The following is a 21,456-nucleotide window of genomic DNA, read 5'->3' on the forward strand; positions in this document are numbered from 1 at the left end:
AAGTGGATAAGAAATTACTGTCAAGCATTTTCTGGGCAATGACGAGTCAAGTAGGATATGTCTTAATAGGGCTTGCCGGAATGATAATTTTAGGAAGACTTCTTTCCCCTGAAGATTTTGGGGTTGTAGGCATAGGAATGTTTTTTGTTGGAATTTTTAATGTTCTAATAGAAAGCGGAATGGGTGGAGCATTAGTGCGAAAAGAAAATATTAGGGAGGAAGATTATTCAACCATCTTTATATTTAATCTGATTGTCAGTATAGTGCTAGGTGTTTTGCTTGTTCTAATATCGCCTTTTATTGCAGATTTCTATGATTTAGAAGGACTTAAGTTAGTTCTAATAGTATTATCGTCAATTTTACTTATCAATGCCTTTACAATAACTCAAAATGCTCGACTGGTTAGAGAGATGAAGTTTAAACAACGAGGATTATATAAGTTTATTTCTCTTCTATTAGCAGTTTTAATAGCTGTATATATTGCCTATATTGGAGGTGGTTATTGGGCAATTATAGCTATGCAGGTCTTATCTGCCTTTTTTTTAATGGTAATTTTATGGATTAAGGAAGGTCGACTAAAAACTATTGTGTTTTCTAAAGAATCATTTTTAGAAATGTCCTCATTTGGTCTATTTACGACATTAGCTTCTCTTTTAAATGCAATTTTTGATAATGTTTATCAGTTGATTTTAGGAAAATATTTTTCTGTTAGTCAGGTAGGATTCTATTATCAAGCAAAGAAGCTTCAAGAGGCTCCTGATACTGTATATAAATTAGTCATACTTCAAGTATTTTATTCACATTTAAGTAAATTTCAAAATACTATATCATTATTTAAACAGCATTATAATACTATCGCAAAGTTATGTGCAATTGTATTATCTCTGACGACTTGCTTAATTTACTTATATGCTGATGAAATTATATACACGGTGCTAGGGGAGAAATGGTTAGGATCTGTTTTTTATTTGCGTGTATTAATCATTTCTGGTTTTTTTACCTTGCAAGAAATGGTTAATAGAAATATTTTTAAAATTTTTGATCAAACTCATAAGATTTTGTATTTGGAACTTTTGAAAAAAAGTATTCAAATTATAACAATTATTCTTGGGGTATATTATCAAGATATAAAATTGCTGTTGTATGGGTTTATTTTTACATCAGTAGTGAGTTACTTTATTAATTTTTATTATTCTAGGAAAATTGTAGACGAAGTTTCTAAATATGAAATAATTAATTTTATAAAAATAGTAGTTGCTTCTATTCTAGCTTTGTTGTTCACTTTCTTTTTAATTGAAATATTTGAATTAAAACGTTATTTTACATTAGCTGTACTACCTGTTTTTCTAGTTGTGAATTTTGTGTTACTATACCTTTTTGGGGTTCAAAAGACATTATCTTTGTTTAATTTTAAAACACTTTTTAAGTAAAATGATAAAAAAAATATTTGAAGTTTATAGAAGAACATTTTGGTCATGTGAAAAGTATGCTCGTTATATAGGAGTGGAAATTGGGGAAAATTGCATGATTTCAACAAAAAACTTTAGTTCTGAACCATATTTGATAAAAATTGGTAGTAATTGTAGAATTGCTAGAGGTGTGAGTTTCTTTACTCATGGTGGTATTTGGGCCCAAAGACAAAGGATAAAAGAAGACTTAGATTTTTTTGGGAAGATTGAAATAGGAGATTATAGTTATGTTGGACAAGACTCAAAAATAATGGCGGGAATCACAATAGGTGATAATGTTATTATTGGAGCAGGGACTATAGTTACAAAATCTGTACCTGATGGAAAAGTTTGTGTAGGTAATCCAGGGAAAATTGTAGGAGATACTTTTGAGTTTGTAGAGAGAATTAAATTAGCTAGTTTACCTACAAAAAAAATGAATTATAATGAAAAGAAAGAATTTCTTCTAAGTCTATCAGATGATAAATTTATCAAGAAATAATATATGTATATGAAAAAAAAAGTAGGAATCTTTGCTATTAATTTATCATCAGGAGGTGCCGAAAAAGTGATTAGTTTGCTATTAAAGAAACTGCATGAAGATTATCATGTATATCTCATTTTGATGAATGATAAAATTCATTTTAATATACCTAAAGAGGTTGAAATAGTTTTTTTATCAAAAGGAAATACAAGCTTTTTTAAAAAAATTTTCAGCTTTTTTATTATGCTTTACAAATATTGGAAATTTTTAAATAAGAATAATATTGATGTTAGTATATCTTTTTTGACAAGACCTAATTTAATCAATGGGTGTATGAAGTATTTTAACCCAAAGCTAAAAGTAATTATTAGTGAAAGATGCTTTCCTTCAATTGCATATAGATCGAATATTCTTAGATTTAAACTATATAAGCTCTTGTTTCCAATATTTTATAATAAATCTGATTTATTGTTTTCTAATTCACAGTATATTAACAATGATTTAAAAAATAACTTCAAGGTATCTATACCTATGAAAGTAATTTATAATCCTATTGAACTTTCATCTGGAGTAGCTTATAATACTGATCTAGGAAATGATATTATATACGTTGGTAAATTAGTTGATATAAAAAATCCAATATTGTTATTAAAGGCGATTCAACGAGAGAATAATATTGATTTTAGCATTACTATTGTTGGAGATGGACCTCATAAAAATGTTTTAGAAGATTATATCAATCAATGTAATTTAAAAAATATTTATTTTACAGGGGTTGTTAGTAATGTAAATTTCTATTTGAGTAAGGCATCTTTCTTTGTTTTAACTTCAAATTCTGAGGGATTTCCAAATGTCATTTTGGAAGCTATGAACTGTGGTTTACCAATTGTATCTACTAACTGCATGTCTGGTCCATTGGAGATTTTAAATGAAAATATTAGTGTTGATATTCCTAATGGGGAGTTTTGTATAGTAAAATATGGAATTTTAATTAATGTTGATGATGATTTAGCATTAAGTAAGGCGATTAAAGAATTGTCGGAAAATCAAAATTTAAGAGCATTACTTTCTCAAAGGAGTTTAGAAAGAGTAAAAGCTTATTCATTAAATAGTATATATAACCAGTTGAATGAAGTTATAGAAAATGTTTAAATTATCTGAAATAAAAGAATTCAAATACGAAATATTAATTATTTTTTTTGGATCACTCTTAAGTTTTTATTTCCCATCTTTGGGGGGTATAAGAATTTTTGACTTTGTAAGTTTATTTTTATTATTTTTTTGCTTCAAGAAAAAGAGGCTTAGATTTGTAAGGAATTTAAATATAAATATATTTTTTCTTTTTTTTGGGATGTTTATTTCAATTTCATTTATTATTAGTATTCTAAATAATGCTGTTGATATACATATACCGAGAATTGTAGGTACTTATATTGCCATATTATATGCATTGTTGTTTTTTTCGTTTTTCTCAAATAATGTAAAAGGATTAGTTGTAGGTATAAAGTATACTGTCTATCTTCATGCAACCTTTTTTTATATACAGTTTTTATTATTCAATATTGCAGGTCATTATGTAGATTTAATCCAACCTATAACAGGGAATTCATCTAGGAATATGGGGGGGAAATTTAATATAGATACTGCTATTAGAGCGTCAGGATTATATTCAGAACCTGCATCCTATTCACTTTTTATATTGACTTTTATGAGTATCTATATCTACTTTAAAAAGAAAGTTAATACAATTGATGTTATAGTTTTAACTAGTGTACTATTATCTATGTCTTCTTCAGGTTTAGTTTATTTAATAGTTTTTATTTTAGTTTTCTTTTTTTACTATTCTAAATTTAATATTTGGCGTAAGCTTGGTATATTTTCATTAATAGCTTGCATGGGATTGTTTGTTATCAATAGTAAGATTATAGATTTTGACTATATTTTTAATAAAACTGTTAATTATGAGGAAAGTGGTTCATATCAGTATCGAGTAGGAAATACTAATAAAGTACAAGAGAGTTTAGATGATTGGCAAGTAGTTCTTGGAATTGGTTATGCTAATATGGATATTAAAGATAATAAAGGATCAACATATTCCGCTTTATTTATTGAGCAGGGATATTTATTAGGTTTCATGTTTTTATTCGCTTTATTTATATTATTATATAGTTTTAAAACTGATTTAGGTATTATTGCTTATATATTTTTATTGTTGTTAGGAACACATTCATTCTCTCAAATTCAATTTTGGATTTGGATATTATCTATATTAATAATTGCAAATTTTTTATCAAATGAAAGACAAGATATACAGCTTGCTTCCTAATTTTTTTCAAAATTGTTTAGTTTCTTTATTTAATATTCTTGCATATAAAAAAAGATATGGGAAAGAATATAAGAAATACTTATCTATTTTTAAGACAAATAGAAACCTCTCCTTGGAGGATTTAAAAGCTATTCAACAAGATAGATTTTCTAGTTTTATTAATTTTGCAATTGGTAATTCAGGTTTTTATAAAGACTATGAGTGTGTTAAGTTAGAAAATTTAGCTAAGTTGCCTATTATCAGTAAGGAAGATATTCGAAAAAATATTGCTGATTTATACACATTATCAAAAAAAGAAGGTACTATTTCAAAAACGGGAGGTACTACAGGAAAATCTTTAGAAGTAATTTATACTAAAAGAAATATGCAAGAACGATTTGCAATGCTAGATGATTTTAGAAATCGTTTCGATTATAAATTAGGAAAAAAAACAGCATGGTTTTCTGGGAAAAATTTATTAGTTAATCGTGATATTAGTAAGAGAAGATTCTGGAAAACAGATTTTTTTTATAAGGTACGCTATTATTCTACTTTTCATGTGAAAGAGGACTATCTCAAATATTATGTTGAAGATTTAATTAGATTTCAACCTGAGTTTATGGTAGGTTTTCCATCTACAATTCTAGAAATAGCTAAATTTGGTTTAAAAAACAAGTACGCTTATCCTGAAGGAATCACAAAAGCTATCTTTCCTACGGCTGAAACAATTACATCTGAAATGCGTCATACAATTGAGACTTTTTTTAAATGTAAGATGTATAATCAATATGCTTCATCAGAAGGTGCTCCTTTTATTTTTGAGTGCGTCATTGGAAATTTACATTTAGAATTGCAGAGCGGAATATTTGAAGTTTTAGATGAAGATAATAATTCTGTTAAATCAGGTAGATTAGTTGTAACAAGTTTTACAACGGAAGGAACTCCTTTAGTACGATATGATATTGGTGATACCTTAGTTTTAGAGGATGAATCAAAAAAATGTATGTGTGGTAATAATAACCCACTTGTTAGAGAGATTTTAGGAAGGATAGATGATTTTATATACTCTCCTATGAATGGAAAAATTAATTTAGGTAATGTATCTAATACGTTAAAGGACACACAAGGTATTATTCGTTTTCAAGCAATACAAAACGAATTAAATAGTATTCTTATTTTAATAGAAATTGACAACGCAATTTTCACTAAAGATATTGAAGCTAAGTTTATTCAGAATTGGAGAGATAGAGTTGGATATGAGATGGATATAAAAATTAAGTATGTTACGGAAATTTCTGTCGAAAGTAGTGGAAAGTTTAGAATAGTAAAAAATAATATAAAACATTTATTGTCTTAATGAGTAGAATAAAGTTGATTCGTATAACAACGGTTCCAATTTCTTTAAAAACCCTTTTAAAAGGGCAACACCGTTTTATGAGTCATAACGGTTTTGAAGTAGTTGGTGTATCTTCACAAGGAAATGAATTAAAAGAGATACAACTGGACGAAGGAATTCGTGTGGTGCCCTTAGAGATGACACGGACGATTTCTCCGATTAAAGATATAGAATCTTTAATCGCTTTTTATAAATTGTGCAAGAAAGAAAAACCACTTATTGTTCATTCCCATACACCAAAAGCGGGTATAGTGGGGATGTTAGGAGCGAAACTCGCAGGGGTACCAATTCGTTTACATACTGTAGCAGGCTTGCCATTAATGGAGGCAACAGGTACAAAACGCAGAGTTTTAAATTGGGTGGAAAAACTAACCTATGCTGCCGCTACAAAAGTATATCCTAATTCACAGGGGTTATATGATTTTATCATTCAAGAAAAATTTGTTGCTACTTCTAAATTAAAAGTGATTGCACAAGGAAGTTCAAATGGTATTGACACCGCTTTCTTTTCTAAAGAAGCAATAGATTCTAGTTTTGTTGAACAATTAAAAAATGAATTAGGCTTTAGTTCTAGTGATTTTATTTATGTATTTGTTGGTCGGTTAGTAGGAGATAAGGGAATCAATGAGTTGATAGAAGCTTTTATAATTATCTCAAAGCATAATGTACACGCTAAATTATTGTTAGTAGGACCACTAGAAACTAAATTAGATCCATTAAGTAAAAGAGCTTTATTAGAGATTGAACATAATGAAAATATTATTAGTGTAGGGTTTCAAAAAGATGTTCGCCCATATTTAGCACTGTCTCATGCTTTAGTTTTTCCTAGCTATCGTGAGGGATTTCCAAATGTTGTTATGCAGGCAGGTGCTATGGAATTGCCTTGTATTGTGTCTAATATTAATGGTTGTAATGAAATCATAGAGGAAGGAGTTAATGGGCTTATTATTCCTGTTAAAAATGTTGATGCTATTGTAAATGCAATGCTTACCGTTTTACGAGAAATTGAAGTTTATAATCGTTTAAAAAAGAATAGCCGTCGCATGATTGTAGAACGTTATGAACAAAAAGTGGTGTGGGAAGCTCTTTTAACTGAATATACAGATTTGATACAACAATATAAATCTTAATAGTAGTGATGTACAAACATTTTTTCAAAAGAGTATTCGATTTCTTAGCGGCCTTGATAGGATTGATTTTGTTGAGCCCTATTTTTATCTTTGTTGTGATTGGTTTATTTTTTGCCAATCAAGGAAAGCCTTTTTTCTTTCAGGCTCGTCCAGGAAAGGGAGAGCGCATCTTTAAAATCGTCAAGTTTAAGACGATGAATGACAAGAAGGATGCTAATGGAAATCTCTTAGCCGATGCGGAGCGTTTAACACCTATTGGGGCATTTGTACGAAAAACATCTTTAGATGAGATACCCCAGCTTATCAATGTACTGAAAGGTGATATGAGTTTAATTGGACCTCGTCCGCTTTTACCGCAATACCTTGCTTTGTATAATGCAGAACAGAAGCGTAGACACGATGTTCGACCAGGTATTACCGGATGGGCGCAAGTAAATGGACGTAATGCTATCTCTTGGAAAAAGAAATTTGAGTTGGATGTATATTATGTGGATCAGCTAAGTTTTAGTTTGGATGTGAAAATATTTTTTTTAACCATAAAAAAAGTTTTTGTACGAGAAGGAATCTCACAAGAAGGACAAGCAACGGTTGAAGCATTTAATGGAAAAAATTAAAAGAGAATAAGATGTATTTATATGGAGCAAGTGGCCATGGTAAAGTAATTGCCGAAATTGCAGAGGAACTTAATATTCCTATCGAAGGATTTATTGATGGTAATACTAGTATCAATGCTATTTTCAGCTATAGGATACTAGCAAATTCTGCTAGTGACATTCAGGGTGAGGCTGTAATTAGTATTGGAAATAACAAGGTAAGAAAAGATATAGTTCAAAAGAACTCGCATTTAAAATACGTCTCTTTAATTTCAAAAAAGGCTAACATTAGTAGTAGAGCAAGTATTGATGAAGGAAGTGTAGTAATGATGGGAGCTACCGTAAATAGTAGTGTATATATTGGTAAACATTGTATAGTGAATACCAATGCTTCAGTAGATCATGATTGCATAATAGAAGATTATGTTCATTTATCTCCTAATGTTGCATTAGCCGGTAATGTTAAGGTGGGGGAAGGTACGCATGTAGGAATTGGTGCATGTGTCATACAAGGAGTTAAGATTGGAAAGTGGTGTACAATCGGCGCAGGTGCTGTTGTAATTAAGGATGTTCCAGATAATGCCGTTGTGGTAGGAAATCCAGCGAAGATAATGAGATATAATACGGATTAGGTTGACTTCGGTTAAAAGTAAATGATTTAATGGGATGAAAATAAAAACGATTATATTTTTTTTGTGTTTCTTTTTTCTTTTTTCTTGTAATCAGTATAGACAAGAAAAAATAAATGAAACAGAAAATAGACTGAAAGAAAAGGAGATAGAACTTCGCGAGAGAGAGCTTAATCTAAAAGAGAAAGAATTAAGAATGTTAGACGAAGCTAAACGCTTTTCTAATACTACTGATGAAACTAGTAAAAAAGATTTAAAAGACTTATATACTGAGTTAAAAAAGAGTGTTTATATCATTTACGCCTATAATGAATCAAATGGATCACAGGGTAGTGCCTTTGTTATTGATAAGTATGGTTTAGCTATTAGTAACTATCATGTTTTTAAAAATGCTACAAATCTTTATGCTGAAAACTATCTAGGAAATCAATTTATGATTACTCAGATTTATGATTATGATGCAGAAAATGACTATGTCTTATTTCGCATCGGAGAGGAGAATACTATGAGTTACGCTGATATAGCAAGTATTCCAGCTGAAATCGGGAATGAATGCTTTACTATTGGTACACCAAGAGGTCTTTCATTTACTCTGTCAAAAGGTATTGTTTCAGGGTATCGCCGTAATAGTAGTTTGATACAAACAACGACAGATATCACCCATGGAAGTAGTGGAGGCCCTTTGTTAAATGAAAATGGTGAGGTAATAGGAATCACAACAAAAGGGGTTGGTGAAGGTAATTTGAACTTTGCAGTTAATATAAAGGAGTTACCTATCGAAAAATATAAAAATATAAAACCATATACGGTACAGTCTTCTATTGCTAGAAATTGGACAGAAAAAGAGCTTATGGATTTTGTATATAGGTATTATGAAACCTTGTCAGATAAAGATTATGCATCTTTGGCTACTTTTTATAAACCTCATATGTATCGATACTATTCAAAATATAATATTTCGGTTGATGAAGTCATTGATTTAGCTAAAGACTATAATAAAACATTTAATATTAGAAAGGTTAATCATAAGATTAGATGGGACACCTTTCGAGTAAAAAGAATTGACGGCTATTATGTATTAGATTATGTTATGGATTATAGTTTAGACCGATATGACAGAAATAAAGATTCATATTTTGTATTGCATATTGTGATGTTACTTGATGCTAATTCCAAAATTGTTAGTGTTTATGAAAATATTTTGGATAAAGCATAGGTAATTAGATTTAAATTGAGATGCCTTATTTTATAACAAAAAATCCACTCACTACGAGTGGATTTTTTGATTCGTATAATTACGTAAAAATTACATAAAAAATACCTAAACGTTAGGAATTACTCCTTACCTTTAACTCTTCCAAATTCGATAAAAAACAGCAGAATGAAAACAAAAATCTGGTTATCTTCTCCACATATGGGAGGAAACGAACAAAAATATGTAAACGAAGCCTTTGCTACGAATTGGGTGGCTCCCTTAGGGCCAAATGTAAACGGCTTTGAAAGTGATTTAGAACAATTTTTAGGGCAAGACGTTCAAGTAGCAGCCTTGAGTTCAGGAACAGCAGCTTTGCACTTAGGGTTAATTAACCTAGGCGTAGAAGCAGGAGACGAAGTAATTTGTCAAACCATGACGTTCTCTGCATCCGCAAATCCGATCGCTTATTTAGGCGCAAAACCCGTATTTGTAGATAGCGAAAAACAAACGTGGAACATGTGTCCCGTTGCTTTAGAAGAGGCTATTAAAGCCCGTACTATCGCAACAGGTAAAAAACCAAAAGCAATTATTCCGGTTCACTTATATGGTATGCCTGCGCAAATGGATGCTATTATGGAAGTAGCCAATCGCTATGAGATTCCTGTGTTAGAAGATGCGGCAGAAGGACTAGGAAGTACGTACAAAGGACAACAATGTGGTACATTTGGAACCATGGCAGGATTGAGTTTTAACGGAAACAAAATCATCACTACTTCTGGTGGAGGTGCTTTAGTTTGCAACACCAAAGAACAAAAAGATCATACTGTATTCTTGTCTACACAAGCAAGAGATAACGCACCACACTACCAACACTCCCATATCGGATACAACTACCGCATGAGTAATATTTTGGCAGGAGTAGGAAGAGGGCAAATGGAAGTATTAAACGACCGCATTGCCGCTCGTCGTGCAAATCATGCGTTCTACCAAGAACTATTCGCTTCTATTGAGGGCGTAACTGTATTTTCAGAACCTTCAGCAGATTACTTCTCCAACCACTGGTTGAGCTGTATTACAATAGATGAAGCCGTTTGTGGAAAAAATAGAGAACAATTGCGTTTAGCGTTGTTAGAAGAAGAAATCGAAACACGTCCGTTGTGGAAACCGATGCATAAACAACCTATTTTCGAAGATGCTCCTTACTACGGAGGAACTGTAGCGGAAGAGTTATTCGAAATTGGATTGTGCTTACCATCAGGAAGTAATATGACAGCAGAAGAACGCGAGCGAATTGCAACAGCGATACGCGCTTTCTTTAAAGCTTAATACAATATAAAAAAGGATGTTCGTTATGAGCATCCTTTTTTTTGTGATGAGTAGAAAAAGGAAATGCGTGACTCAACACCCTCACCAAATCTCACCAAATCTCACCAAACCTCACCAATCTCACCAAACCTCACCAAACCTCACCGATTTCACCAAATCTCACCAAACCTCACCAAACCTCACCCAACCCTCACCAACCTCACCGATCTCACCAAATCTCACCAATCTAATCCAAAGGCGCCTTCAGTTGTTGAAAAGTATGTACCACTTCTAGGATACTACTAATATCCGTAGACGTTAATAGCATATCATCTGTTCGTTCCGTACAGTTTTGCACGTAGTAGTAGAAGAGTTCATTAATACTTTGCGCATAATCGGACACAAATTAGTTGGAGTGATTTAGTGTTGATGATAGAGGGAATGGCGTATATGTTTTTTGCTAACTGCAAAAAGCACGATATTAATCCATACCAATGGCTTAAATATGTTCTTGAAAATATTCAATCTATCAATCATAAGAATATCGCTGATTTATATCCTCATAACTATAAAAAGTTAATCTCTGACGCTGTAGAAAAATAATTAGATTATACAAGATGTACTTGCTCGGGGGCATACGTTTTGCGGAAGGATTTGACTACAGAGTTTTTGTTTGATAAATAAGGAGTAATACGTTTTAAATTAGTTTGACGCGATAAACAAATATTTTGATTAACTGAAAGAGATATTTGTCACAAATATTGATTAAATTTGTGACAAATGTAAATCTTTTTTTATGAATGAATCTATTAGTAATCAGATAGTAGAGAAGATTTCTAAATCTAAGCGTGGAGAAATTTTTTTCGCTAATGATTTTGTTAAATATGGCACAGCTGACAATATTCGCCAAGTACTCTCTCGTTTAGAAAAAGAAAATCTTATTGAACGATTAGCCCATGGTATTTATATAAAACCAAAGCAAGATTCTTTATTAGGAACAATTTATCCTAGTATAGAGGAAATTGCAAATGAGATTGCAAAAAGAGATAAGGTGCGTATAGCGCCAACTGGTGTATTAGCGTTGTATCTATTAGGATTAACAACCCAGATCCCCTTAAAGACTGTTTATTTGACTGAAGGATCTCAAAGAGAAATTAAGATTGGAAATAGGAAGATTAATTTTAAGAGGACTGTCCCTAAAAATCTTATGATAAAAGATAATCTGTTACATTTAGTAGTACAGGCTTTTAAAGAGAAGGGGCAAAAAGAAATTACAGATTCTTTTTTAAATGTCATTAAATTAACTATTGACAAAATAGATCAACAGGTGGTAGAATCTCAATTGAAATTTGCTCCAGTTTGGATTCAAAAAGAAATTAAAAAACTTTATTATAAACAGGAGTATGTGGATTAATTTATCTAAAGTACAAAGAGTTGCTGTACTAAAAAAAGTTGAAGTTGTTTATGGACTACCAGCTTTTGTAATAGAGAAAGATTGGTGGGTTTGTATTCTTTTTTATGTCATTTTTCACAGAAAGGAATAAGATGAAATTCTTTTCTACTTGATCTCAAAGTAGAAAAAATCATATCAGAAATACGTTGATACGAGATTTGACTAAAAGACCATTTACCCGATTAGTAAAGCTAACAATTCTATTTGTGATTCGAGGTATTTCATATAAACGCATTTAAGTTATTTTTTTCTATTTTTTGTAACAGGATAAAATGACGTGTTACATTTCTGTCGTTTTTGTAACAGGATAAAATAACATGTTACATTTTTGCTGTTTTTGTAACATGATAAAATAACGTGTTACATTTTTGTCGTTTTTGTAACATGATAAAATTTAATCTTCATTCAATTTATGTAATTGTGTAGCTTCGTTTAAAAAGCGAAATAGTTCAATATTTCAGATGAAACAGGGGAGGTTGAATATACTTTTAATGAACATGGCAGTATAAATCCACAGCAATAAACTTCTTATTTCGGGCTTAGCATATACGTATTCATTGTCTGCTTGTTGTTACTGGTGGATTACTTTGCAATTCTAAGCTCATTCGATTCATCGACAATCTTTGTAACTTGTACTTCTTCATTTTCATACACAGTAACTCCCTATGAATCTTCATTCAATGCTTTAATACCCTGTGCTTTCCCAAGGTTGGGATTGTTCGTTATAGCGAAAAAATCAAATAAAATTTTCTTTCGAATAAGGGAAAATCAAGAGATTAAACAGATTTTCCTACTGTTATACCCTCAACAATCAGAACAAAATCACTGATTATAGGGGGTAAATGGTACAGGTTAAAAGCTTTAATTTGAAAAGGAAAAATCACAAAACACAATTTATGCAGAAGATAATAGATCAATTGGTGCAAACTGACCGATTTGAAAAAGGAAAAGGACTTGATTTAGAAGAAATCAAAGCGTTAAATGAGCATTTAGAACAAAATATACCTGACTTTTTTGCGTCCTATATCAACATTTTTGGATTTAATGACAATGTATTTTGGATAATCTTTAATGAGGAAGATGATTTTATAGCGCAAAATGAAATGATTCAGGAATTAGGATTTGCTGATTATATTGCAATAGGAGATGCATACAATGAAAATCTACTTGTTGCCCATATGGAAAATCAGCAGTTATTCCTACTAGAAGACGATCAGTTGATTGATATAAAAACGACTTTTTCTGACATGTTACTTCAAGCGGTTGAGGGAGTAGATTCTAATTTGTTTGAACGGATACAACAAATTAATGCTATTTATGAACGTATGCAAGCGTATAAAACGACCCTGAAAAACACTTTTATCGCGCATTTTAATCAAGTAAAAGCAACGGTGTCGAACAATAAGGATCACGTATACGGCCTAGTTATAGCAAAAGATAAAGTGAGTAATATATATCATTTATATGCGGGAAGTTTACAGACATTTAAATTAAAAATTAATGAAGAAACCATCGATTATGATGCATTGTGGACGCCTGAAAAAATGGACTATCAACAAGCGATTCCGCTAGATGAAATTTTGCTCAACAGTAAAACTGATATGGATTTTAAAGCCTTGGATTTACTATTTTTAGATGTCTTACGCGATTTAAAAGACGAAGGCTATTTCAGTGATCAAATGGATCATTTTTCAATTTCAATTCAATCCGATCAGGTAGATTTATTTCCCGAAGACTCTTATGATGAAGCTGTACGAAAGGAGAATAATTTGGAAACAAAAATCAGAAGGTTTTGGGAATCACCCTATGATCGTACTCGATTGTTAATGGAAATCGTGTAATACAATAAATTATACCTCTTAAAAAGTTTTTTTTTAAGAGGTATAATTTATTATTATGCAAAGTTTGCTACGTTGATATTCGTGCATAAAAGTTTTCCATTGGGTTAAAAAAAACAGTTTTCTTACTTCTTAAGGATATTCTTCGTCAGCAAAGTTTCGGTTTTTTTGCCCTGCTATTGCTTTTATTTTGCTAAAGTAGTCTCTGCTCTATGTTTCAATAGGACTGATATTTTGTTGAGGTGGCAATCCCTATTATCAGCTATTTTTTTTTGTATTCCTGTTTTTACTACTTGTAATTGTCCGATACAATAAATCAGACCCTAGCATTCATAGGGGTTTACACCGATTTTGAATGTTTTTGTACCACACTTTTTTCAAAGTAATTCAAACGAAAATCAACTGATAAATTTTAACAATTTTATCGGAAGGAATAGGGGAGTTTGGTGAGGAATTGGTAATTAGGGAATGAATAGAAGTTCTGGATATTTGACACTTCTTTTTTAAAGAAGTTTAGTTCTGAAAAGTAGATTTTTTTTTTCTAAACTAATAAAAATAAACAGTTTGCTAAATAATAGTAGTTATGTCTTAAAACTACAAATACTGTTCTATCCGTTGGTTTAATCTAATGCATTACAATCTAAGAAAATTTCAATTATTTTAGAATACAGATCGAAGAAAGAAGATCCATCATAGGGATTTGCGTTAGTTTCAAGAAGGTCTTGAATCATATCTTTTTTTTGACTTGTTGTTAGATTTTCAAATTCTTCGAAATCGCTTTTTAGATTCCAATAAGCTTCTGACGCTTCAATCGATTGAAACAATTCTAAAAGGTCCTCCTTCGATAATGTTTCGCAATACTGAAGAAGATTTGGGTAGTCTAAATTGAGTTTCTTACTCAGTTTATCACCTGTACGGTGATATTCCCATTCTTGTGGATCATAGTCTATAGAATTGAAAAATTGCTGTAAACCTGTGTAAAACAAAGCTACTAATTGTGTGCGGGTTATTGCTACTCTAAGTAGGATATCATCTTGTATATTCATACTTTGTGTAGGGTAAGCTAGTAGCTCTTCTTTGGTTGCATAGGTTCCATACTTATCATTTTGGTAAGCAGGATAGGATACCGTGAAAATTTCAATTGGATTAGCCCTGTATGCATTTGTTAAATCAGAAGAAACAGATTCAAAAGAAATACATCGTTCAAAATCGAATTTTATAATAGCGCCTTCATTATTATATGAAAAAGATGTTTGCTCAGCGCCAAGAACAATACTCTCGAGCCAAATTTTCAATTGAGGGAGTGGATCAAAACAATGTGAGATACGTTCTTTTACAACTGTATTGTTATAGCTAAACAATAGGTCAATCCAACCTGCTTCAGCATTAGAAAACTTCACTTGTAATTCATTAATTTCTTTCATATGCTGTCTGAAAATTTGTGTTTAGTTAAAAAGTAAATATCCACAGTCCTTTTATTTTCTATTCAAACCGTATCATTTTGTCGATTAGGTCTTAATTTTAGTCATAATCTCCTTTACTTTTGAAAATTCCTTTGCCTAAATATTCAATTCTATTTCGATGAAGATTATAAAATTGATCCATTTCTTTTTGAAACTCTTCTAGAAATTGAATCAAGTTAAAAAAATTGGTTTGAAAGGAGAGCTTTAAAGTGGAATACTCAGGGGTATCAAATATTTCGTGAGGAAATGTGATGATAAACTCTATATCTTCTTCAAAAAGAGAGGAAAACATACTGTTGATTTCATCATAGGGCAGATCGATAATTTCTCCATTTTCATTGCTCACTTTTATCGGTGTATTGCTTCGTGATTTTTGTTTTTCTTCTTTTTTTTCTTCCCAAGTGATGGCTTGAAATCTCCAGGTAGGAGGCTCTATTGTTTCATAACTACTCCCTTTTTTAGTTTTTAAAAGATCAAGAAAAAAAAGATGAAGCCAATCCCGATCATCGCAATCCGTAATTCTAAATTTATCTTTGCTAATTGCATACGTATCTTTGTTTAAAATGGCAGGATTAAATAGTGATTTTTCATTTAATAAGATGGCAAAGGAATATTCTATTTCATCACAATTATTTAAGTCATAATAACAGAATTCTAGATCAAAAACTTGTGCTTTGAGTGTTGCCATTTCTTATTTTTTTTAGGTTTTATATACATAATGCTATCGTCTTTATTTTTTATGATGCGCGTATGCTTCGTTATTCATGCTCTTTTTGTCCTAATACGGAATAAATAGATGCATTAATAAACTGAATATTTTGCTGTTTACTGCTTCCATAACCAGCATGATTATGACCAAATACGTGGTATTTTGGACGAAGCTTAAAGATAAAAGTACTAATATCTTGATGACCAAAACCATGGTCTAAAATGCCAGAGGGAGGATAATGGGATGCCACAATATCAACTTGATTCATTGGGTCAATAATAGTATAAAAAGGATAAGAACTGATTCCCATGATGCTTATATCATTGCATATAGTCAGTTGATTATTTAACCAAATAATAGAGTCAGGAATCAGTCTCTCACCCCAATCGGGTACTAAGTCAAAAGGTAAATCATGATTGCCATGTACAAAGATTTTATGGGGTATGTCTAATTGAGCATACCAATCAAAAAAGTCAGCAATTTCATCCATATCGCCTGCATTACAGATATCACCGCAATGAATTATGATTTGAATGTTTTCTGGAACTTCGATTAAACGATGTTTACCATGGGTATCAGATAATACTAAAATGTTATTGTTCTTAATTTTAATTCTTTGCACGGATTAATGATTTATTGTTTAAATAGCCTTAAGTAGTAGTAGCTGATTAGTATTAGGTATTTTTAATTAAGGAGTTAATAATATACTGTATCGTTGTATTGTTTTTCTCTATTTGTTCAACTGTTCTATTTGCTTCTTCAAAAGCCACCTCAGAAAAAGGAGTGTCAATAATAGTAGATTTACACCAATGCTCAATTGATGTATAATGAACATAATTACTTGGGTTTTTAACAGCAAATCCACAAATAGAATTACCAAGTGAAAATTCTTCCGTACTCATCAACCTATTGCGGTCTTTCTCTATATAGGCAGAAACTCCTGTATCATTTCCATCGTAAAAAGCCAATAATGTACCTTGTTCATTTGCATAAAATACTTTTAGCGTTAGCCATGCCTTGATAAATTTGTCAACTGTAAAAGCTTCAAGATTAAAAAGATCTTCTTCTCTTATTTTATTTTTAATGAAAGAAGTACAATAAACCAATAAATCAGAGGTTTTTAGCAATTTCATGAAATCAAGTTTGAATAAGTGCTCTCTGTTTAAAGTTGAAAATAATACGCCTTCAAAATCCCATGATGAATAATGTATGTGATCAACTGTATTGCAGTTTATATAGAAACGAAATAATCTAAACATATTTGCCAAAGAAGTATTCTCTTGAGCTGATTCTTCTGATTTTATTAAATCTATGGTGGCTTGGTAGTTCCTGAATTCTTCTTGTAGTTTTTCTAAGTTGAAAGAAAAATTACTATCGAGTTGTGGAATTTCGGTATTCCCCTCACTAGTTAAATTAGTTTGGAACAAAAAGGACAAATCACCCATGAAATTTTCATGATCTTCCCATTGCTCTATTTGATCTTGGTACGGCTTTAACTTTAGTTTTATTTTTTCTTCTTCATTAAACCATTTGTTTAAACTTACATTTTGAATGGAACGAATAGGAGCATCAAATTGTAAAAGTTGTTCTATAGAATCTGAAGCCTCAATCATTTGTAATATATAGCGCCAATCGACATAGTTGTTGTTTCGATCACTCCATTGTAAATCAAAATAATTTTTACGCAATCTCCTTAAAAAACGATAGGTATTTTCTTTTTCACCTTGAAATTTCGAAAGGAAAAAGAGCAAGGGAAGTAAAATATTATGTTGCTTATCCTTGTTGAGACTTCTTAGATTTTGTATGTTTTGTACTATAGTATCATTGACAAATTTAAATTGGGTTTGAAATCTATCATCAGTAAGATAGTCAATGAGTTGTTTTAAAGCATTGAATAAATGTTGTATTTCTACTAAATATCCTTCATTTTTTTTCTCCTTCAGTCTAAGCTTTGCTTGTTTGATAAGGTTAATATCCTGTTGTTGATCAATAATTTGAAAACACCAAGTCAAAAAATCATTTACCCCATGATCCGCTATTACTTCTTTGCTATCTCTATTATGCCAGAAGTAGGTTTCTCTATCTTCCCATTGATTTGCTAATTCAGGATTACTAACATTGGCTAATAATATAGGTTTGATGTTTTCTGATGCGGTTAGACTTTTACCAGTGGTATTGATAATTACAAATCGCTCTTCGCCATGTTCTTTGCTTTGTACATCATAGTATTGAATTTTAATTTTTTCTAGTAAAAAAGTTGAAAATCCTTCAGCTTGTAGCAACTCTTTTTTCTTTTGAATGGCACCTAAAGTTGATAACATACTTAGGATTGAAGGATCTTGATTATATTCATAAAAATACCAGGATTGATTTTTAATTGTATATGCAATTAGAGTTTCATCATTTTTAATTCGTTTTTCTTGTTTAGCCTGATTGTATTGATCCTCTAATAAGGCTTTGTTTTCTAAACAAAAATCAAGGATTAAATCATGTAAAAAGAACACCGTACTTTCTCTTACCGCATATTGTAAGCGAGATTCTTGATAAGCTGTGATTAAGCAGTCTTTGATTTTTTGTTTCTGTTGTTCCTTGTTTTCAACTCTGTAAAGTAGTCCAAGTAGCAGATATAAAGAAGTTAATCGCTGCTGTCCATCTGTCAAATAAATATAATTAGTTGGATGTTCGTAAACATCTATTTTTCCAAGTAATACGTCAGCGTCCCGATTAGTATCAAACTCTTCAATTAGGGTATCTAAAAAATTACTGATAATATCCGTTTTATTTTCACCATGTGTTTTATCACCCCAACAATAATCGCGTTGAAAATCGGGAATAATAATTTTACGCAAGGGGTTTGAAAATAGTTGTGAAAGAGAGTATTCTTGAGTATTAATTAAGTTCATAATAAATGTTTAGTTGTTTAATAATTGATTGTTTATTCTCAGTAATATTACTCTCAGCCCAATGTGATTTAGCAAAAACAGAAATAGTATGTAATAGATGCCTACTTTTAAACTTTTCAGAAGTATTAAAATAAGACATCTTCTTTTCATCGAATGTTTTAGGGCCAAATGATGAATTATCATCTCCATAAAGTAGAACTAAATTCCCTATACAATGGATACTAGCTTGGTTATAAATTACTTGCTCAAAATTAAGGTCACTTGCTTTTGATTTTGGGTAAATGTGTTCTAAAGAACGATTGTTCCAGATTGAAAAATCAAATTTTCTTTTTAGTTTAGTATCTTCAAGAATATTCAGTAAAAGCAAGAAACGAAAAGCATATTCTTTCCTACCATCAGGAAAATCAGTACTATCTGCATTACTATAAACATATTTCTCATTGATAAGATTTATATTCTTTTGAGCTTTTCTTTTTTTTGTTACAACCTCTTCTACTAATCCGTCTATTGTATCTATTTTCTCAGTAGTGTTATTTATGATTTCTAGATGAGTTGCTCCCACTAATGACCATTTGGCATAATCTTCTAAAGGTATTTTATTATCGATTAATGGGTTTAAAAAGTAATGTAAAGCATCTTCCCTTGAATCGCTTGTTTTTAATATAATACCTAAAAAGTTATGAGAATCAAAATTTTGATAAAGATCTTCGAAAGTTTTCTGTAATTTTCTTAAGCCTTCAAAATGCTTTTTAGCTTCTTGAGAATCAGCTAAAAATAGATGTTTGAAACTATCAAAACTGAAATCTTTAATTGTTCTTTTCGTTTTAGTATTGTGATGAATCTTGAAATATGTAATTAATAAATAATACATTGGATGATGACTTCCAGTGTTGAAGTAAGCTTTTACATTTGAATTATTCCACCAGTACAACCATTTATCCCAGTTTCTCGCAAGTATTCCTCTATCTTCATTGATTTTCCATTCTATTGATGAGGTTTCTATTTGAGTGTTTTGAAGGTCTATTCTAGACGATTTAATTAGTAAATCCGATTTAATAAGCTCTTCTTCTTTCATTACAGCTTTTAAGCCATTTAAAGAAATAAACGTATTGATTGCTTTATCCTTAGGAATAGGGTTGTACAATAGAAAAACGTTTTGTTTGACAAAATTTAAAAACTTTTGGCTATCCGTAATATGCTCCTTTAGTTTTAAAGTAATCAATTCTAAAGCTTTAATAAAATAGAATATGTCTTGTGTATCTATCCGTTGAAATTCTCCCTTATTAGCAATGATAAGGTTGTTTAACCACTTGTGAGAATCTTCTCTCACATCATATTTCAATTTGTTGGAGATAAAATCAAAATCTTCTAATACTGCAAAAATTAAAAATAATGAGGTTGTTCTTTGTTGTCCATCAACTAAAACGATATCTTGATTTTCTACGACCGTTACTGCTTCAATAAAATATTGATCGAGTCCATTGTTGTAAGCTGTAATTAAACTATCAATAAAAAACGCTAATGAACTTTGTTTCTCAGTATCTTCTACGGACCATTTATAGCCTCTTTGGTACTCTGGTATTACAAAAATACCTTTTTTGAAGTAGGCTTCTATATTTATTTTTTCACTCATAGGATGGGTCTATTTGTTCTGTTTATTGGTTGTATTTCAGTTTTAATCGATTAGCTAACGATTCAATATCCTCTTTTCGTTTCAAAGGTGCTACCCAATGCAAAGGAATACTATCATATCCATATAAAATTCCTGCTAAAGTCCCTGTTATAGCTGCATTGGTATCCGTGTCTTTACCTAATGAAATAGCTTGTAAAACAGCCTCTTCATAACTTGTTGTTGTGAGCAAGGTATGTAAAGCAATTTCTAGGCTTCCTACTACATAGCCACTAGGATTAAATATACTAGGATCTAATGATAGAAACTCCTCTGAAAAAAGTCGTTTAAATACAACATTGTTATTGTATTTCATGGCTAATTCTTCTTTTACCCTTACAAAAGCAAGTGTGGCGTCTTTGGTGTGATAAAGATGTTTAGCATACTGCAAGTAGATAAAACAACTATCTACTGAAATAGAATGTGCATGTGTTACACTACTGAAGTCACTAACATATTGATAGGAGTCTGTAATTGTTTTGTCATATAAAAGAGGTAGGAGTAAAGGAGCGATACGCATTAATGACCCATTGCCATTATCGCGTTCTGTGTTGAGTCCTGCTGTTCTCCAATTGTAGTCATTGGCAAAGTTTCCAATGGCCAGTAAAGTCGTTCTACCCACATCAAACGTATGCCCGTCTGTGGTCCAATAGCCTTGTTTTAGCCAATTTTTAAAAAGATCCATAAGATCGTTCAAATCGGTTTGACCAGCTGCTAAATATTCTGCTGTGCAAAAAGTAAGGGATGAATCATCACTAAAGGTACCAACAGGTTTATTCCAAGAACCAAAAGGAGCGAAGCGATTAGGTATATCTTGGTAATTGGATTGTACTGAAGTCATATTGATTTCTATAGGACTTTTAAATTCTACAGGAACGCCTAGTGCATCGGCTACCGCGACTCCAAATAAAAGATCAGAAGCTAAATTTGACATAC

The 21,456-nt window shown here is 31.1% G+C and carries 19 protein-coding genes and 1 pseudogene; 13 read left to right on the forward strand and 7 right to left on the reverse strand.

Annotated elements, in window-relative coordinates:
- Positions 1–2 precede the first annotated feature (2 nt).
- The 10 genes from ACLJX0_RS01175 to ACLJX0_RS01220 all read left to right on the forward strand — a co-directional run bounded on the left by ACLJX0_RS01175 (position 3) and on the right by ACLJX0_RS01220 (position 10,506).
- Positions 3–1,430: a lipopolysaccharide biosynthesis protein gene (locus tag ACLJX0_RS01175; RefSeq protein ID WP_410877810.1), complete on the forward strand. Its 1,428-nt coding sequence runs from the start codon at positions 3–5 to the stop codon at positions 1,428–1,430.
- Between the two features lies 1 nt (position 1,431).
- On the forward strand, positions 1,432–1,950 hold the full coding sequence (locus ACLJX0_RS01180; protein WP_410877811.1) for an acyltransferase: 519 nt from the start codon (positions 1,432–1,434) through the stop codon (positions 1,948–1,950).
- Between the two features lie 9 nt (positions 1,951–1,959).
- A complete protein-coding gene (locus tag ACLJX0_RS01185; protein ID WP_410877812.1) occupies positions 1,960–3,084 on the forward strand; it encodes a glycosyltransferase in 1,125 nt (374 codons plus the stop codon).
- Positions 3,077–4,258, forward strand: coding sequence for a hypothetical protein (locus ACLJX0_RS01190; RefSeq protein ID WP_410877813.1), 1,182 nt, complete (start codon positions 3,077–3,079; stop codon positions 4,256–4,258). The genes ACLJX0_RS01185 and ACLJX0_RS01190 overlap by 8 nt, the downstream gene beginning before the upstream one ends.
- Positions 4,227–5,594 carry a phenylacetate--CoA ligase family protein gene (locus ACLJX0_RS01195; protein ID WP_410877814.1) on the forward strand — a complete coding sequence of 456 codons (1,368 nt, stop codon included), beginning with the start codon at positions 4,227–4,229 and terminating at the stop codon, positions 5,592–5,594. Before ACLJX0_RS01190 ends, ACLJX0_RS01195 begins: the two co-directional genes overlap by 32 nt.
- On the forward strand, positions 5,594–6,763 hold the full coding sequence (locus ACLJX0_RS01200; RefSeq protein ID WP_410877815.1) for a glycosyltransferase family 4 protein: 1,170 nt from the start codon (positions 5,594–5,596) through the stop codon (positions 6,761–6,763). Before ACLJX0_RS01195 ends, ACLJX0_RS01200 begins: the two co-directional genes overlap by 1 nt.
- Positions 6,764–6,771: 8 nt before the next feature.
- Positions 6,772–7,377, forward strand: a complete 606-nt coding sequence (locus ACLJX0_RS01205; protein WP_410877903.1) for a sugar transferase — start codon at positions 6,772–6,774, stop codon at positions 7,375–7,377.
- A gap of 11 nt (positions 7,378–7,388) precedes the next feature.
- Positions 7,389–7,988, forward strand: coding sequence for an acetyltransferase (locus tag ACLJX0_RS01210; protein WP_410877816.1), 600 nt, complete (start codon positions 7,389–7,391; stop codon positions 7,986–7,988).
- A gap of 34 nt (positions 7,989–8,022) precedes the next feature.
- Complete coding sequence (locus ACLJX0_RS01215) at positions 8,023–9,201, forward strand: serine protease (protein WP_410877817.1); 1,179 nt, start codon at positions 8,023–8,025, stop codon at positions 9,199–9,201.
- A gap of 165 nt (positions 9,202–9,366) precedes the next feature.
- Positions 9,367–10,506 carry a DegT/DnrJ/EryC1/StrS family aminotransferase gene (locus ACLJX0_RS01220; RefSeq protein WP_410877818.1) on the forward strand — a complete coding sequence of 380 codons (1,140 nt, stop codon included), beginning with the start codon at positions 9,367–9,369 and terminating at the stop codon, positions 10,504–10,506.
- Between the two features lie 226 nt (positions 10,507–10,732).
- Here ACLJX0_RS01220 and ACLJX0_RS01225 read toward each other — a convergent pair whose 3' ends face one another.
- Entirely contained in the window at positions 10,733–10,888 is a 156-nt protein-coding gene (locus tag ACLJX0_RS01225; protein WP_410877819.1) for a hypothetical protein, read from the reverse strand.
- A 44-nt stretch (positions 10,889–10,932) separates the two neighbouring features.
- On the opposite strand from ACLJX0_RS01225, the pseudogene ACLJX0_RS01230 reads away from it, so the two are divergent.
- From ACLJX0_RS01230 to ACLJX0_RS01240, 3 genes and pseudogenes are all read left to right on the forward strand, one after another.
- A pseudogene (locus ACLJX0_RS01230) lies at positions 10,933–11,088 on the forward strand (transposase domain-containing protein); the annotation flags it as partial.
- A 193-nt stretch (positions 11,089–11,281) separates the two neighbouring features.
- Entirely contained in the window at positions 11,282–11,899 is a 618-nt protein-coding gene (locus ACLJX0_RS01235; RefSeq protein WP_410877820.1) for a DUF6088 family protein, read from the forward strand.
- 935 nt (positions 11,900–12,834) lie between these two features.
- The gene (locus ACLJX0_RS01240; RefSeq protein WP_410877821.1) at positions 12,835–13,779 is read left to right on the forward strand and encodes a hypothetical protein; all 945 of its coding nucleotides are present in this window, start codon (positions 12,835–12,837) and stop codon (positions 13,777–13,779) included.
- Positions 13,780–14,396: 617 nt separating this feature from the next.
- On the opposite strand, the gene ACLJX0_RS01245 is transcribed toward ACLJX0_RS01240, so the two are convergent.
- From ACLJX0_RS01245 to ACLJX0_RS01270, 6 genes are all read right to left on the reverse strand, one after another.
- Positions 14,397–15,200, reverse strand: coding sequence for a hypothetical protein (locus ACLJX0_RS01245; protein WP_410877822.1), 804 nt, complete (start codon positions 15,198–15,200; stop codon positions 14,397–14,399).
- A 97-nt stretch (positions 15,201–15,297) separates the two neighbouring features.
- Positions 15,298–15,927, reverse strand: coding sequence for a hypothetical protein (locus ACLJX0_RS01250; RefSeq protein WP_410877823.1), 630 nt, complete (start codon positions 15,925–15,927; stop codon positions 15,298–15,300).
- A gap of 70 nt (positions 15,928–15,997) precedes the next feature.
- Positions 15,998–16,570, reverse strand: coding sequence for a metallophosphoesterase family protein (locus ACLJX0_RS01255; protein WP_410877824.1), 573 nt, complete (start codon positions 16,568–16,570; stop codon positions 15,998–16,000).
- 52 nt (positions 16,571–16,622) lie between these two features.
- Positions 16,623–18,851: a DUF262 domain-containing protein gene (locus ACLJX0_RS01260; protein ID WP_410877825.1), complete on the reverse strand. Its 2,229-nt coding sequence runs from the start codon at positions 18,849–18,851 to the stop codon at positions 16,623–16,625.
- On the reverse strand, positions 18,838–20,484 hold the full coding sequence (locus ACLJX0_RS01265; RefSeq protein WP_410877826.1) for a DUF262 domain-containing protein: 1,647 nt from the start codon (positions 20,482–20,484) through the stop codon (positions 18,838–18,840). Before ACLJX0_RS01265 ends, ACLJX0_RS01260 begins: the two co-directional genes overlap by 14 nt.
- A gap of 22 nt (positions 20,485–20,506) precedes the next feature.
- Complete coding sequence (locus tag ACLJX0_RS01270; protein WP_410877827.1) at positions 20,507–21,454, reverse strand: ADP-ribosylglycohydrolase family protein; 948 nt, start codon at positions 21,452–21,454, stop codon at positions 20,507–20,509.
- Between the last annotated feature and the right edge of the window lie 2 nt (positions 21,455–21,456).

The organism is Myroides sp. DW712 (assembly GCF_046557355.1).
In the GTDB taxonomy this organism is placed as follows: domain Bacteria; phylum Bacteroidota; class Bacteroidia; order Flavobacteriales; family Flavobacteriaceae; genus Flavobacterium.